Below are 14,757 nucleotides of genomic sequence, written 5' to 3' on the forward strand. Positions count from 1 at the left end.
ACTGGACTTCCCGAAGCGGTCGCCCGGCATCGTTATGTCCTGGCGCAGGTCACGAGGCATCGAGACCGCGGAGCGCGTTGCTCAGCCATCGCCCGTAGAGCAGCCACGGCTCACCCTCGCGGCGGAGGGCGTCGACGTGCGTCCGCAGATCGTCCGTCAACGTGAACCACTCTCCGCCTTCGCGGACCGAGGCGAACTCGCGGTGTCGCTGCTGCTCGACCGGGCGTCCGCCTCGCTCGAAGGCGAGGAGCTCGTCGTGTCGGATGCTCGCCAGCCGTTGTCGCGGTCGTCGGCTCGTGCCGATCTTCACCCGACGGTCGAAACGGATGTAGTAGACGATGTCGATACGGGGGAGCGGGAGATCGGCGTCGGGGACGTCCCCGTAACGCCATCCGCAGGAGGCGCAGCGCCAGGAGTCTTCACCGCGGGCACCGACCGTTCCTCCGCAGAGGGTGCACGGGCCCGGGAGAGCTTGTTCCTTCGACACCGTGGCAGGCTACGCGCCCCCTCGGACACCTGCCTCTTCTGCGGTGCGCGCCGCTCGCCTACTCTCGAACGGAGGATGAAGGGATCGGCGATGACGACGACGCGGAGGGCGCAGAGGACGCCGGCCGATCCGCGTGTCGCCGCGGTCGCTCGCGGGGCGGGCGCTCTCGTCTCGACTGCTCTCGTCTCGACTGCTCTCATCGCGATCGCTCTCGCCGCGTGCGCTCCTACGTCCCCCGCCTCGTCCTCTCCCGCGCCGCTCGCACCCTCGCCGTCCGCCGGATCGGGAAGCATCGTTCCGGGGCGCGCGTCTACGGTCGCGGCTGGACTGGAGGCCCCATGGTCCATCGCCTTCTTCGGGAGCACGGCGCTGATCAGCGAACGGGACACCGCCCGCATCGTCGAGGTTTCCGGCGACGGGAGGCTTCGCGAGCTCGGGATGATCGACGGCGTCGCGCCTCGAGGAGAGGGGGGACTGCTCGGTATCGCGCTGCGGGACGATTGGCTGTACGCGTACTCGACGGCTGTCGGCGAGAACAGGGTGCAGCGCTTCGCGTTGTCGGGGGCGCCGGGTTCGTTCGAGCTCGGCGAATCCGAGACGATCCTCTCCGGGATCCCCGCCGCCGGGAATCACAACGGCGGACGCATCGCGTTCGGCCCCGACGACATGCTCTACGTGACGGTCGGCGACGCGGGCGACCGTGAGGGGGCTCAGGATCGGGACTCGCTGGCCGGGAAGATCCTCCGCATCACACCGGACGGGGACGTGCCGGAGGACAACCCCTTCCCGGGATCACCCGTCTACAGCCTGGGCCACCGCAATCCTCAGGGCCTGGCGTGGGACGACGAGGGCACGCTCTACGCGAGCGAGTTCGGCCAGGACACCTGGGACGAACTGAACGTGATCGAGGCCGGTGGGAACTACGGGTGGCCGACGGTCGAGGGGATCGCCGATCATGAAGGGTTCGTCGATCCGGTCCAGCAGTGGTCGCCGGACACCGCGAGTCCGAGCGGCATCACGATCGCATCGGGATCGATCTTCATCGCGAATCTCCGCGGAGAGCGGCTCAGGGAGGTGCCGCTCTCCGACGTGCGCACCGCCGGGGAATACTTCGTCGAATCGCTCGGGAGGCTTCGCGACGTCGTGGTCGCGCCAGACGGGGCACTCTGGGTTCTCACGAACAACACGGACGGGCGGGGCGATCCCCGCGAGCGCGACGACCGGGTCCTGCGTATTCCGATCGAGTAGGGCCACGGAGGGCGGCGACGCGCGACGACGGGCGGCATCGGGGCAATCCGCTTCGTCCGAGCGGGAGAGGTGCAGGCGCGGGGGCAGTGCGCCGATGGCTCCGCACACGCCTTGTCGACATCTGTGCGGAGCCATCGATGATCAGATGATGTCGCGCCCTTCGCGTTTCGCCTCCTTGGCGTCCTTCACGAAAGCCCGAATCACGACGGTGAGCACCCCGACGACGATGATCGGCCACACCAGTACGTACGCGGTCAACAGAATGGTCTCCATCAGGCGTCCTTCCCGGCGAGCGTGGCGTCGCCCTTCACATCGGCGCTTCGTGTGATATCCCCGGTGTCGAAGCTGCCGGTGCGCTCCTTGATCAGGTCGAAGTCGAATCTCCGCGTCCTGTTCATCATCGTGAGGGCGACGCAGACCAACGTGCTCACCGCGTATGCGACCAGCGACCCCGACAACACCGGGTACTGGTGCAGGAAGCCGATCGCGAACGGCGCCGACACCAGCGTGGCCAGCGTCCCGACCACAAGCGCCACCCGCAGACCGAAGAAGCCGAACGACATCAGGGCCAGGACCACCCCGATCCCGACGACGGAGAGGACGTCACTCGCGAGACCCCAGCCCCCCGACAGGGAGATCCACTCGAAACGCACGGGCAGGAACGCGGCGAGCGCGGCGATCACGGCGATGCTGAACGCGGCGTTCGTCACGCGGTCCCAGTAGAAGCTCGCGATGACCGGGAACACGAGCGCTCCCCACAGTGCACCGACGAACACCAGGAGGTCGAGGATGTTGAACTGCATCGATGCGAAGCCGAGTGCCGCGGCGGTTGCGCCGATCATGGTGAGTCTGCCGATGAGCAGCATCGTCTTCGGATTGGCGTTCTTCTTGCCCGCGATGTTCTGCCCGTAGATGTCAGCCATCATGATCGACGAGAGAGCCGTCATGTCGGCATCCGCGGTCGACGACAACGAGCCGATGATCATGACGAAGAACACGCAGATCAGCAGCGGGGGCAGGTATGTCGACGCCATCTGCGGGATCAGATTGTTGACGTCGCCGTCCATCGGCTGGATCCCTGCGTACAGGGCGAGCACTCCCAGCATGCCGATCCCGATGATAGACGCGCCGTACCCGAATGTCGCGGTGACGAATGTCTTCTTGATCAGGTCCTCTCGCACGGCGAACAGTCGTTGCGCGATGGTCTGGTTGCCGATCGCGTAGGCGAGCACCGCGGCGATGTAGGGAGCGCCCTGGTTGAAGAACGCGTCGGAAGAGAAGAAGTCGCCCTGCTGCGGGGTGAGGTTCGCTGCGCCGGTGACGAACAGCTCGGGGCCACCCGCGGCGAAGAAGATCACCGGAACGATGATCGCGACGGCCCCCAGCATGGCGATGACCTGCGCGAAGTCGGTGAGCACCGACGCCCTGAAGCCCGACCACACCGTGTAGGCGAGCACGCCGATCGCGATGGCGACGATGCCCTGTGTGAAGGTGAACGGCGACAGCATCGAGACGAGCGCGCCTCCGGCGATCAGATTCGACGTGAGGCTGATCAGGCTGCCGAGCACATTGGAGCCGGCGAGCATGAGCTGACTCGAACGTCCGTGGCGGGCGAACATGACCTCGGCGATGGTGTGCGCGTGGGGTGCGACCGTGCGGATGCGGCGCCCGAACGGATAGATGAGGAGGATCATCAGTGCACCCCAGAGGCCGTAGTGAATGGGGCCGGAGATGCCGTAGGTGTATCCGGATGTCGCGGAGGCGTACATCGAGGATGCCCAGATCCAGGTAGCGGTCATCGAGGCGGCGGAGATGCCGAACCCGATCTTGCCGCCACCGGTCATGTATCCGTCGGCGTTCTCCTTTCTGCGGGAGATGCGGATGGACATGTAGAGGCTGCCGCCGAAGAACAGCAGCATGAGCAGGATCACGACCGGTCCTGACAGTGTGTGGAAGTCTTCCACCGGGTACTCGCTTTCTCGTCTTGGTGCGGCGATGCCGCCTGTCGATGGAGAAGGAGTCCCGCTAAGTGGGGGAGTAATGCGTCGTCTGGTGTTGAGGGTTCTGCGGGGAGTGGAGAAGGGTCGGCATGGCGAGAACGAACCTGGACCACTGAGGCGCATCACAGCACACAGACGAGTAGCCCGGGGTGCGGCTCCTTTCGAGGACGTCCGTTTCCGGGCGCACCGAACAGCGGTGCATCCTCGAACGGGATTCGGTGATCGCGTGGTCGCCGGTCGGCGTCTGACGCGTGAGATCGCGGCGGAGCCACGACCATCGCTCAGGGGGTGAGAGCGTCTCTCGACCATAGCAAGTTCCCAGGAACGCCGTCGGGGGAGCGGGCAGGGGACGAAAAAGCCCCCGGGAGAACCGGGGGCGATGTGGTGGGCGATACCGGACTCGAACCGATGACCTCTTCCGTGTGAAGGAAGCGCGCTACCAACTGCGCCAATCGCCCATACCCGTGGGGTACGTCAACCGATACTACCGGACGCTCGGAGGCCTCGCGGACCACTCGGCGAGACACGCGCGAGATTCGCTGCCGGTTTGGCGGAGTGCGGATCTTCGGCTAATGTTTCATGAGTGCCCGGGACAACCGGGAACGAAATGCGGATGTAGCGCAGTTGGTAGCGCACAACCTTGCCAAGGTTGGGGTCGCGAGTTCGAGTCTCGTCATCCGCTCGAGTGCAGTAGGGCTTCTTCGGAAGGCCTGCCGCACGTGGGGTCAATCCACACGGTGGCGTGGCCGAGCGGCTAGGCACCGGCCTGCAAAGCCGTTTACACGGGTTCGAATCCCGTCGCCACCTCACGGAAAACTGAAAAGCCCCAACGGGCGCGATTGGCGCAGCGGTAGCGCGCTTCCCTGACACGGAAGAGGTCACTGGTTCGATCCCAGTATCGCGCACACTGAAACCCCCGGATCTCCGGGGGTTTTTTCGTGTCTCGAAAGTCTCTCGTACTCCGAGGATGTCGCGCCCATCGGTTTCCGAAGCAGCCGTTCCTCGTCGGGGAAGTGCCGCCCGCCGCTGCGGGCGTGCCCGGATGGGCCCGGGCACGCCCGCGGCCGGTCACGCCAGAAGCGTGTCGCCGACGAATCCGTCTTCCGCGCATCCCGGCGGGATCGCGAACACGGCTGAGCCGATCGGGACCGTCCACTCGTTGAGCAGGTCGAGCTCGTCCAGCCGGCGCTGCATCGGGATGAACTGCCGCTCGACGTCGGCTTGGAACGAGACGAAGATCAGCCCCGACTCGGAGACCTCGGCGCCGATCGGACGCTCGTCGTAGTTGTACGCGCGCCGGAAGATGCGCTCCTCCCCGTCGCCGCGGGCCCGCCGGATATGTGCGAACTGCGGGATCACGGGGAACCCTATCGACGTCGTCGCCTCGAAATCGGGTTCGTCGAACTCGTCCGTCCCCGTCAACGGTGCCCCGTTGGCGAGTGTTCGCCCCACAGAGGCATCGCGGCCGCCGCGGTCCAGGCGGTCCCACTTGTCGAGGTCCATGCGGATGCGGCGGATCACCATGCCGGTGCCGCCTGCCAGCCAGCCGTCCGCACTCCACACGACCTCGTCGAAGTCCGGTGTGCCCGGTTCGGGGTTGGTCGTGCCGTCCACCTGTCCGAAGAGGTTGCGCATCGTCGTCCCGGGGCGTTCCGTGCCGTAGGCGCGGCGGAACCCCTGCTGCGTCCATCGGATGCTCGCGAAGCCGCGGGCGTCCTTCAGGAGCATCCGTGTCGCGTGGGCAACCGTCAACGGGTCGTCCCCGGCGATCTGCAACAGCAGGTCTCCATCCGAGAATTCCGGTCGCAGTTGATCCACCCCGAAAGCCGGGAGCGGTGCGAGCCACGCAGGGCCGGAGCCCGCGGCGCGGGCGACGAGACCGGGTCCGAAGCCGAAGGTGATCGTGAGCCGCGCCGGCGAGAGCGCGAGCTCCGGCTCGGAATCGGCGAGGGCGGGGAGCCCCTGCGTCAGACGAGCTGCGTCGTCCGTCAGGATCCGCATCAGGCGAGTGAGCCCGTCGCGGTCCACATCCTCGCGGAGATCGAGCCCGAGGAAGACACCGTGGGCTTGCGCCGCGGTGTCGACACCGGCTTGGTGGGCGCCGAAGAACGGAACGGTCTGCTCACCGTTCATCGGCGTGGAGACCGGCTTCGCACCGTTCTCCTGACTGTTGAGGGCGAGATCCACTCCGACAGCCGCGACCGCGCCGACGCCGGCGACGGCTCCTCCGAGGAGGAACTGTCGCCGGGTCGACCCGGCGCGGCGGGAGCGGGCGCCCTCGGCGGGCGCCGACATCACTGCCCCGAGCCGTCTTGCTCTTCGCCGCCCTCGTAGTTCTCGTTCGCGCCGGAGTAGTCCTTGACGGGAGCGGTGAACTCATACGTGGAGTCGTCGGAGAACGTGAGGGTGAAGGTGACGTCGCTGCCTGCCGTGAGAGGACCGGTCAGGTCCATCATCATGATGTGGTTGCCTCCCGGCTCCAGGGCGAGCTTCCCGCCGGCGGGAATGACGAACCCGCCGTCCTTCTCGCGCATCACCATCTCACCGGCCTCGTTCTCGACCGTCTCGTGCAGCTCGAGCATGTCCGACGCCTCGGATGTGACGGAGACGACGGTCACGTCGTCGTCACCGCTGTTGACGAGGGTGCCGAAACCGGCGGACATGCCCTCTTCCGCGGACTTCACCCACGCATCCTCGATCGTGACGGCGTCACCCGCGGGGCGGGATGCGGATTCGGTCGGGGAGCTCTCCGGGGTGCACCCGGTGAGAGCGAGGAGGGAGACCGCGATCACGGCCGCGAGGCGGGGAAGGTTCTTGCTGGTGTTCACAATGGTGCCTTTCACAGGTCATCTGCCGCGGAGCCGCCGTCTTCCGGCGGAGCGGCTGCCGTCCGAGGACGGCGGAGGAATCGGATGAGGACGAGGACGAGGACGGCTGCTGCCGCCCCGCCTGCGCCGATGAGCAGCACCCTGACGATGCCGCTGGAATCTGCTGCGTTCTGATCCGGCTGTTCTGCGGATGCCGACGGGGTCTCCGCCGCGCCGCCGGGCGCGGGGGCCGCCATCGGCTCGGCATCGCCCACGGTGAACGGGACGACGCCGGCGATCGGATGGCCGTCTTCCGACACGACCTGCCACCGCACCTGGTAGCCGGCGGTAGGCATGCCCGGCTCGAGCGGGGCTGTCACCGTGCGGCCGGCGACCGTGACGTCACCGGAGACCCAGTCCTTCCCCGAGGCGTCGACGACCAGGACGACAGCCCCGGTCAGTGACTCGTCGAGCACCAGGAGCTCACCGGAGAAGGTCATCGTGATGCTCTCCGGCGCGGCCGCCAACTGCTCGTCGGCGGCCGGGGAGCTGGTGATCAGTTGGTCGTGGGCGGACGCGGGCGTGGCGATCGCGAGGGTCGCGACCGTCGCCAACGCCAGCCCGGCCGCAATCCTGCGGACAGGGGACATGGGAATGGCCTCTCATCAGACGTCGCGTGAGCGACGTGCATGCATGCGTTCAGAACCCGTGCGCGAGGAACGGCGCACGGAGGTGACGCACCACAGGACCGGTGAAAGCCCAGGGCGCGAATCAGATCGCTGCGGAGAGGGGAGGAGCGCGGCCTCTGAGGGTCGCGAGGAGAACGAGATCGCCCGTGCGTGCGACGTCGAAGATGCCGCGGAGAGCGCGCGGGAGGCGGAGAGCCGGGAGGACCAGCACGTGATCGACCCGGCGGCGCAGCCATCGCCCCAGCTGCACGGCGAGGTTGCGTGCGGCGATGATCAACCGCTCGCCTCGATACAGCGCGGACACTGTCAGCAGCGCCGCGAGCGCGTGGCCCAGCCACATCGATGCGTCGGCGGTGACAGCCTCAGGGAGGCCGGGCGTCGCGGGGATCACGAGAGGCGCACCGTGCACGTGCGGGACGGAGACACCGGAGGGCGTGACGGTTCCGAGCACGAAGAGGGTGTGGAACAGGAACTGGCTCACCGCGACCGAGAACGTCAAGCGGATGAGCGACAGTGAGCGGCCGGCGAGCAGCACGCAGATCATGAAGGAGAACACCCACGGCACCACGATGCCGAGCGCACCGGGCATCTGTCCGCCACCCGACACGTGCCCTGCGAGTGCGACGAAGATCGCCAGCGACGAGGCAGCGAAGCCGCGGATGACGGCTGGCTTCCTGGACTCGGTCACGGCTCCAGTCTGGCATGGACGGCGCGCGCGTCCTTCTCCGACCATCAGGTGACAGGCCCTCCGGTCACTCGCGGCGAGTGCGTGGGGTGCGCTTGACGACGTCGTACGCGGCGAGTGCCGCCTTGCGTGTGTCACCCAGGTCGACGATCGGCTCGGCGGGGGCGTCTGCGGCCCAGCGCGAGATGTAGAGGTTCTGTGGGTCGAACTTCTTCGCCTGGAGTTCGGGGTTGAACACACGGAAGTACGGAGCGGCGTCGGCGCCGGATCCGGCGACCCACTGCCAATTGAAGGGATTGTTGGCTTCATCAGCGTCGACGAGCGTGTCCCAGAACCACTCTTCACCCCGGCGCCAGTCGATGAGCAGGTTCTTTACGAGGAAGGATGCCACGACCATCCGCACCCGGTTGTGCATATAGCCGGTGTGCCAGAGCTCTCGCATCCCGGCGTCCACGATCGGCACGCCCGTCTCGCCGTGCTGCCAGGCATCGAGGTGGGTGGGGTCCAGCGGCGGCCAGGGGAAGGCGTCGAACTCCGGTCGCAGGTTCTCCGAGGCGAGATCGGGGGAGTGGTAGAACGTATGCCAGGCGAACTCGCGCCAGCCCAGCTCGGAGAGGAAACCTCCCGCACCGTCCACACCCACCGCCTCGTGCCAGACCGTGAACGGGCTGATCTCGCCCCAGCGGAGGTGCGGTGACAACCGCGACGTGGCACCGGAGGCGGGCTCATCGCGTGCGCGATCGTAGTGCCCCAGGTCTTCGTCGAGGAAGTGGCGCAGGCGCCGTCGCGCGGCGGGTTCGCCGGGCTCCCAGGTCTCGCGCAGGCCGTCGGCCCAGTCGGGACCGGTGGGCAGAAGGCTCCACTCGTCGAGGGCGTCGGATGCAGGAGCGCGGTCCGGGCTCGAGACGGTTCGGGGCTCCGGGAGTGGAGCACGGGGCGTGGGGAGCGCAAGGCACGCCCGCCAGAAGGGAGTGAAGACGGAGTAGTGCGTGCCGCTGCCCGTCGTGACCGTCCACGGCTCATGCAGCAGAGAGCCGGCGAAGGAGGCGACCTCGAGTCCCTCGGCCCGGAGGGACGCCTTCAGCGCGGAGTCGATCGCGCGCTCGGCACCTCCGTAACGGCGATTCCAATAGACGGCACCCGCTCCGACTTCCGTCACCATCTCACGCACGATGCGCTCGGCCGGGCCGCGACGGAGCACGAGTGCGCCACCGCGCTCGCGGAGCCGCTCGTCCAGCGACGCCAGAGAGTGGTGCAGCCACCAGCGCGCAGCGCCACCGAGCGCACGGATGCCCGGTGACTCCTCGTCGAGCACATACAGCGCGATGACCGCTTCGCCTCGTTCGATCGCGGCCCGCAGCGCAGGGTTGTCGGCGAGTCGGAGATCATCGCGGAACCAGACGATGGAGGGGGACGTCATGGGGACCATTCTCCTGGAGGTCGGGCTCGGTCGTTCAACGACGACGGCGGTCGCGGCGGCGCGGGTTCTCGTCTCCGGTCGCCCACAGCGCCCACAGAACGAGAAGCGGCTGCAGGAAGAGCCTGCCGAATCGGCGAGTATCCGTGTCGAGTCCCGGGGTCGAGCGCTTCGTGCGCCACTGGTGGATGTTCCCGGGCAGCACGGCGACGAAGAACGCGGCGGTCGCCCAGCCGATGCGGCGCCGCTCTTTCGGCAGCGTGAGCAGGCCGGTGGCGAGAGCGACCTCCGTGGCACCGGAGGCGATCACGATCGTGTCCTTGTCCAGCTTGGTCAGGCGGGTCGCCCAGTCCGGCACCACCACCCGGAATCCGCGGGTGCTGAGGAAGTGGCCGACCCCGATCGCGCCGAGCGCGATCGCGAGGATCCATCGTGCGACTGCTCTGTCCATCCGTTCACGTTACGTGATGCTCGCGAGGCGGCGTGGACGTCGTGCGGCGCGGACGAGGACGGTCAGGAGGACCGGGTCATGCGAGTAACCTGGGTATCGACCCAGATGGAGAGTTTCTGTGCCTGAAAACGCCCGGCCGAATGACGGCTTCGCCCTGTTCACTGACCGAAACGTCGTCGCGATGCGCGTCAACGGCGACCTCAAGGATCTCGCCACGACCGTGACCGACACCGATGTGGTCGAAGCGGTCACGATCGACAGTGCGGACGGGCTGAACATCCTCCGTCACTCGGCAGCCCATGTGCTGGCGCAGGCGGTGCAGCGCATCAACCCGCAGGCGAACCTCGGCATCGGCCCGCCCGTCACCGACGGCTTCTACTACGACTTCGGGGTCGAGACCCCGTTCACGCCGGAGGACATCAAGGCGATCTCCAAGGAGATGCAGCGCATCGTCCGCGAGGGACAGCGCTTCGTCCGCCGTGTCGTGACCGACGACGAGGCCAGGGCCGAGCTCGCGGACGAGCCGTTCAAGCTCGAGCTCATCGGTCTGAAGGGCGGGAAGGAAGCCGCAGAGGGCGCCTCCGTCGAGGTCGGCGAAGGCGAGCTGACGATCTACGACAACACCACCCGTGATGGCGAGGTCGTCTGGAAGGACCTCTGCCGCGGCCCGCACCTGCCCAACACGCGCATGATCGGTAACGGTTGGGACCTGACGCGCATCGCCGCCGCGTATTGGCGCGGCAGCGAGAAGAACCCGCAGCTGCAGCGCATCTACGGCACGGCATGGCCGACCAAGGACGAGCTGCGTGCCTATCAGGAGCGCATCGCCGAGGCGGAGCGCCGCGACCACCGCAAGCTCGGTGCGGAGATGGACCTGTTCTCCTTCCCCGACGAGATCGGCTCGGGACTCGCGGTGTTCCATCCCAAGGGCGGCATCATCCGCTACGAGATCGAGGAGAATCTGCGCAAGCACCTGCTGCGCAACGGGTACGACCTCGTGAACAGCCCGCACATCACGAAGAAGGATCTCTTCATGACGTCGGGTCACCTGCAGACCTATGCCGACGGCATGTTCCCGCCTATGCACCTCGACGAGATCGTCGACGAGGAGGGGAACATCACCCGCCAGGGTCAGGACTACTACCTGAAGCCGATGAACTGCCCGTTCCACAACCTCATCTTCCGTTCGCGCGGGCGCTCCTACCGCGAGCTGCCGCTGCGTCTGGCCGAGTTCGGGACGGTCTACCGCTACGAGAAGAGCGGCACGCTGTCGGGACTGACCCGAGTGCGCGGTCTGACGCAGGACGACGCCCACATCTACGTCGCGCAGGACCAGGTCAAGGAAGAACTCACCACCAACTTGAACCTCGTCCTCGACCTGCTCCGCGACTACGGCCTCAACGACTTCTATCTCGAACTGTCGACGAACGAGGAGGGGAACCCGAAGTTCCTCGGCGAGCCGGAGCAGTGGTCGACGGCGATCGACACGCTGCGTGAGGTCGCGATCGAGTCCGGCCTCGAATTGGTCGCCGACCCCGGCGGCGCGGCCTTCTACGGACCGAAGATCTCCGTACAGGCACGTGACGCGATCGGGCGCACCTGGCAGATGTCGACCATCCAGCTCGACTTCAACCAGCCGGAGCGCTTCGAGCTGGAGTACACCGGACCCGACGGGCAGAAGCACCGGCCGGTGATGATCCACCGCGCGCTCCTCGGCTCCGTCGAGCGCTTCTTCGCGATCCTCCTCGAGCACTATGCCGGCGACTTCCCGCTCTGGCTCGCACCCAGCCAGGTGGTCGGCGTCCCGGTCGCCGAGCAGTACGGCGACTACCTGGACGACGTCATCGGGCAGTTGCGCGCTGCGGGCGTCCGGGCCGACGTCGACCACTCGGATGACCGCATGCAGAAGAAGATCCGCACCCACACGACGGCGAAGGTGCCCGTCATCCTCATCGTCGGTGAGCAGGATCGTGCCGCGGGTACGGTGTCGTTCCGTTTCCGCGACGGCACGCAGGAGAACGGCGTCCCGGTCGCGGACGCCGTGCGCCGGATCAACGCCGCCATCGCTTCGCACGCGCTCGTGCTGAAGGCAGGGGATCTGGCGTGACCGAAGGGGAGCAGCCGCTGGAGGACGCCGGTCGCCTCGCCGGCGTACCGGACGAGTTCCAGCGGCTGTGGACCCCGCACCGGATGGCGTACATCCAGGCGGGGCCGGAGCCGCTGCGCGAGGAGTGCCCGTTCTGCGAGGCCCCGAAGTTCCCGGATGCCGAGCGGTTGGTCGTCGCCCGGGGCGAGACGGCCTACGTGCTGCTGAACCTCTTCCCCTACAACTCGGGACATCTCCTGGTCTGCCCGTACCGCCACATCGGCACCTACGACCAGGCGACGCCGGAAGAGGTCGCCGAGATCGGAGCGCTGACGCAGACGGCCATGCGGGTTCTCCGTGAGGTGTCCCGATGCGACGGCTTCAACCTGGGCATGAACCAGGGCGCGGTCGCCGGCGCCGGCGTCGACGCCCACCTGCACCAGCATGTGGTGCCGCGTTGGACGTCGGACGCGAACTTCTTCCCGATCATCGCGAAGACCAAGGCGCTTCCCCAGCTCCTCGGAGAGGTGCGCGAGGCCGTGGCAGCGGCCTGGCCGGAATCCGACCACTGAGGCCGACGGCTTCGTCCCTCACCGCCCACCCGTCCGGCGGGCATCCGTCGAGCGGGGGAGCGGCGAGAGCGAGTACGGGCCTCAGCGCACCTGGCGGGCGGTGAACTGCATCTGCGGGTTCGCGTAGAACTCCTGTGCCTCGACGAGCTGCAGCTCGCGCTCACCGGATTCGAGCGTGGCCTTGAGCAGGTCGTACACGCTCGATGCCGTGCGCTCGAGCGCGATCCTCGCGCTGCCCGTCTCGACGTAGTGGGCGGTGAACAGTGCCGCGGTCACGTCTCCTGAGCCGTTCGCCTTCATCGGCAGGTGCGGGGTCTGCACGAGCCAGGCGCCCTTCCCGTCGGCGGCGAGCATCTCGATCGTGCCCTCTTCGCGGTCGGGGCGCTCGACACTCGTCACGAGCACGGTGCGCGGACCCATCGCGTGCGCGAGATCGACCGAGGCGAGCGTGGACTCGAGCGTGTCGGGCTCGGTGTCGGTGAGGAAGCCGAGCTCGAACTGGTTCGGCGTGATGATGTCGGCGACCGGAACGACGCGCTCGCGCAGCAGCACCGGGATGGCCGGCGCCACGAAGCAACCCGACTTCGCGTTGCCCATGACCGGGTCGCAGGCGTACACGGCGTTCGGGTTCGCGGACTTGACGCGCGCGACGGCGTCGATGATCACGTCGCCGATGCCCTCTCCGCCCTGGTAGCCGCTGAGGACGGCGTCGATCTGGCCGAAGACGCCGCGTTGCTCGATGCCCGTGATGACCTCGCGCACATCGTCGGGAGCGATCATCGGTCCGCGCCAGGCGCCGTAGCCGGTGTGATTCGAGAAGTTCACGGTGTAGACCGGGAGAACTTCGACGCCGATGCGCTGCAGAGGGAACACGGCGGCGGAGTTCCCCACGTGTCCGAAGGCCACGGCTGACTGGATGGAGAGGATCTTCATTCTCCGACTCTTTCGTTCAGGGCGGGCCGGTGCCCGCGACGGATGGTCATCGCCCGGCGGCGACGAGGTCTGCGACCAGTGATTCGGCCTCGTCGTCCGAGAGGTCGTGCACCGTCAGGCGCAGGTGATGCGACGGCCCGGCCTTCTCATCGAGCGCGAAGTCGTCTCCGGTGCGGGCGAGCCAACCGCGGCGCATGAGCCGGTCGGCGACGGTCCGCGCGGGCCGGGGGAACTCGATCCACAGGCTCATGCCGTCGGACACCGTCGCATCGACGCCGCTCTCACGCAGTCGCGCGGCGAACGCCGCGTTGCGCTGCGCGTAGTGCGCGGCGGCGGCGGCGACCTCGGCCATCACCGCATCGTCGGTCAACTGCGTGAGGGCGAGTCGCTGAAGGAGATGGCTCACCCAGGTGGTGCCGGGGCTCAGCCGCATCGCGAGGCGTTCCGCGGTCTCCGGATCGGTGGCGGCGATGGCGAGGCACATGTCCGGTCCCAGGAACTTCGACACGGAGCGCACGAGGGCGAAACGGCGGTGGTCGGGGCCGATGAGGGACTCGTAGGGGCGCTGCGACAGCATCGAGAAATGGTCGTCCTCGATGATCAGCACGTACGGGTGGTCGGCGAGCACGGCACGAAGGTCGGCGGCACGCGAGGCGGTGAGGCTCGCGCCGGTCGGATTCTGAGCGCGTGGGGTGCAGATGATGGCGCGGACGCCGGCCTCCAGCGCGGAACGCAGGCCGTCGACCGTCATCCCCTCGGCATCGACAGGCACGGGGACGGCCCGGTATCCGCCCAGGCGCACGGTGTGGATGCTCGCCAGGAAGCACGGGTCTTCCAGAGCCACCGCGTCGTCACGCATGAGCGCCTGGGCGAGCAGCCTCTCGACAGCGTCGACGGCGCCGCTGGTCACGGTGATGCGGAAGTCGACGTCGTCGAGGTCGGTCGAGATCCAGTGCCGGGACCACTCTTCGAGACCGCGGTCGATCACGGGCTCGCCGTAGAGGACGGGACGGGACGCGATGGTCATGAGCGCCGGCGCCGGGTCGGGGATGAGGCGCGGATCGGGGTTCCCCGTGCCGATGTCGCGGAGCACGGTGTCGGGGGCATAGCCCTCCTGGGCCACGGCCTCGATCCCGGCGACGACGGTTCCGGCGCGCCCACGGGAGATCACGAGGCCCGCCTGCGCGAGCTGTCGATAGGCGGCGACGGCAGTATTCCGATTGACGCCGAGGGTGGCAGCCAGCTCCCGCACCGGGGGGAGCACTGCACCGGCCTGGAGGATTCCGCGGTCGCGCAGGGAACGCACGCTGTCGGCGATGTCCGATGCGGTGCTGCCTGTGATCTGGTCGCTCATGGTCCTCCTCAGCGATTCTAGGTCGAAT

Annotated in this window: 14 protein-coding genes and 4 tRNA genes; 6 read left to right on the top strand and 12 right to left on the bottom strand. The window is 67.8% G+C overall.

Features of this window, described 5'->3' with window-relative positions:
- Positions 1-49: 49 nt before the first annotated feature.
- The gene (locus GLO27_RS06190; RefSeq protein ID WP_167254052.1) at positions 50-487 is read right to left on the bottom strand and encodes a GIY-YIG nuclease family protein; all 438 of its coding nucleotides are present in this window, start codon (positions 485-487) and stop codon (positions 50-52) included.
- Between the two features lie 90 nt (positions 488-577).
- On the opposite strand from GLO27_RS06190, the gene GLO27_RS06195 reads away from it, so the two are divergent.
- Positions 578-1,735 (top strand): PQQ-dependent sugar dehydrogenase, encoded by a 1,158-nt coding sequence (locus GLO27_RS06195; RefSeq protein WP_243844749.1) that lies wholly within the window; start codon positions 578-580, stop codon positions 1,733-1,735.
- Between the two features lie 141 nt (positions 1,736-1,876).
- Here the strand turns inward: GLO27_RS06195 and GLO27_RS19745 are convergent, their stop codons facing one another.
- The 3 genes from GLO27_RS19745 to GLO27_RS06205 all read right to left on the bottom strand — a co-directional run bounded on the left by GLO27_RS19745 (position 1,877) and on the right by GLO27_RS06205 (position 4,193).
- Positions 1,877-2,008 carry a putative transporter small subunit gene (locus GLO27_RS19745; protein ID WP_029259283.1) on the bottom strand — a complete coding sequence of 44 codons (132 nt, stop codon included), beginning with the start codon at positions 2,006-2,008 and terminating at the stop codon, positions 1,877-1,879.
- A complete protein-coding gene (locus GLO27_RS06200) occupies positions 2,008-3,654 on the bottom strand; it encodes a sodium:solute symporter family protein (protein WP_167254743.1) in 1,647 nt (548 codons plus the stop codon). Before GLO27_RS06200 ends, GLO27_RS19745 begins: the two co-directional genes overlap by 1 nt.
- Before the next feature lie 463 nt (positions 3,655-4,117).
- A tRNA-Val gene (locus GLO27_RS06205) sits at positions 4,118-4,193 on the bottom strand.
- A 151-nt stretch (positions 4,194-4,344) separates the two neighbouring features.
- Here GLO27_RS06205 and GLO27_RS06210 point away from each other — a divergent pair.
- From GLO27_RS06210 to GLO27_RS06220, 3 genes are all read left to right on the top strand, one after another.
- Positions 4,345-4,417: transfer RNA gene (locus GLO27_RS06210), tRNA-Gly, on the top strand.
- A gap of 54 nt (positions 4,418-4,471) precedes the next feature.
- Positions 4,472-4,542 (top strand) — tRNA-Cys (locus GLO27_RS06215).
- Positions 4,543-4,568: 26 nt separating this feature from the next.
- Positions 4,569-4,640, top strand: a tRNA-Val gene (locus GLO27_RS06220).
- Between the two features lie 163 nt (positions 4,641-4,803).
- On the opposite strand, the gene GLO27_RS06225 is transcribed toward GLO27_RS06220, so the two are convergent.
- The 6 genes from GLO27_RS06225 to GLO27_RS06250 all read right to left on the bottom strand — a co-directional run bounded on the left by GLO27_RS06225 (position 4,804) and on the right by GLO27_RS06250 (position 9,784).
- A complete protein-coding gene (locus tag GLO27_RS06225) occupies positions 4,804-6,030 on the bottom strand; it encodes a Dyp-type peroxidase (protein WP_167254054.1) in 1,227 nt (408 codons plus the stop codon).
- Positions 6,030-6,563, bottom strand: a complete 534-nt coding sequence (locus tag GLO27_RS06230; RefSeq protein ID WP_031207674.1) for a copper chaperone PCu(A)C — start codon at positions 6,561-6,563, stop codon at positions 6,030-6,032. Before GLO27_RS06230 ends, GLO27_RS06225 begins: the two co-directional genes overlap by 1 nt.
- Positions 6,564-6,574: 11 nt before the next feature.
- Positions 6,575-7,192 (bottom strand): copper resistance CopC family protein, encoded by a 618-nt coding sequence (locus tag GLO27_RS06235; RefSeq protein WP_167254056.1) that lies wholly within the window; start codon positions 7,190-7,192, stop codon positions 6,575-6,577.
- A 121-nt stretch (positions 7,193-7,313) separates the two neighbouring features.
- Positions 7,314-7,919: a hypothetical protein gene (locus tag GLO27_RS06240; RefSeq protein WP_051667849.1), complete on the bottom strand. Its 606-nt coding sequence runs from the start codon at positions 7,917-7,919 to the stop codon at positions 7,314-7,316.
- A 64-nt stretch (positions 7,920-7,983) separates the two neighbouring features.
- Positions 7,984-9,336: a deoxyribodipyrimidine photo-lyase gene (locus GLO27_RS06245; protein ID WP_167254058.1), complete on the bottom strand. Its 1,353-nt coding sequence runs from the start codon at positions 9,334-9,336 to the stop codon at positions 7,984-7,986.
- Positions 9,337-9,370: 34 nt separating this feature from the next.
- Positions 9,371-9,784 (bottom strand): hypothetical protein, encoded by a 414-nt coding sequence (locus GLO27_RS06250; RefSeq protein ID WP_167254060.1) that lies wholly within the window; start codon positions 9,782-9,784, stop codon positions 9,371-9,373.
- A gap of 181 nt (positions 9,785-9,965) precedes the next feature.
- On the opposite strand from GLO27_RS06250, the gene thrS reads away from it, so the two are divergent.
- Both thrS and GLO27_RS06260 read left to right on the top strand, forming a co-directional pair.
- The gene (gene thrS, locus GLO27_RS06255; protein WP_243844780.1) at positions 9,966-11,891 is read left to right on the top strand and encodes a threonine--tRNA ligase; all 1,926 of its coding nucleotides are present in this window, start codon (positions 9,966-9,968) and stop codon (positions 11,889-11,891) included.
- Positions 11,888-12,442, top strand: coding sequence for an HIT domain-containing protein (locus tag GLO27_RS06260; protein ID WP_021200648.1), 555 nt, complete (start codon positions 11,888-11,890; stop codon positions 12,440-12,442). The genes thrS and GLO27_RS06260 overlap by 4 nt, the downstream gene beginning before the upstream one ends.
- A gap of 81 nt (positions 12,443-12,523) precedes the next feature.
- On the opposite strand, the gene pdxY is transcribed toward GLO27_RS06260, so the two are convergent.
- Both pdxY and GLO27_RS06270 read right to left on the bottom strand, forming a co-directional pair.
- Positions 12,524-13,375 (bottom strand): pyridoxal kinase PdxY, encoded by an 852-nt coding sequence (gene pdxY / locus GLO27_RS06265; protein ID WP_167254064.1) that lies wholly within the window; start codon positions 13,373-13,375, stop codon positions 12,524-12,526.
- 46 nt (positions 13,376-13,421) lie between these two features.
- A complete protein-coding gene (locus GLO27_RS06270; protein ID WP_167254066.1) occupies positions 13,422-14,729 on the bottom strand; it encodes an aminotransferase class I/II-fold pyridoxal phosphate-dependent enzyme in 1,308 nt (435 codons plus the stop codon).
- Between the last annotated feature and the right edge of the window lie 28 nt (positions 14,730-14,757).

This window comes from Microbacterium sp. Be9 (assembly GCF_011754135.1).
Lineage (GTDB): Bacteria > Actinomycetota > Actinomycetes > Actinomycetales > Microbacteriaceae > Microbacterium > Microbacterium maritypicum_A.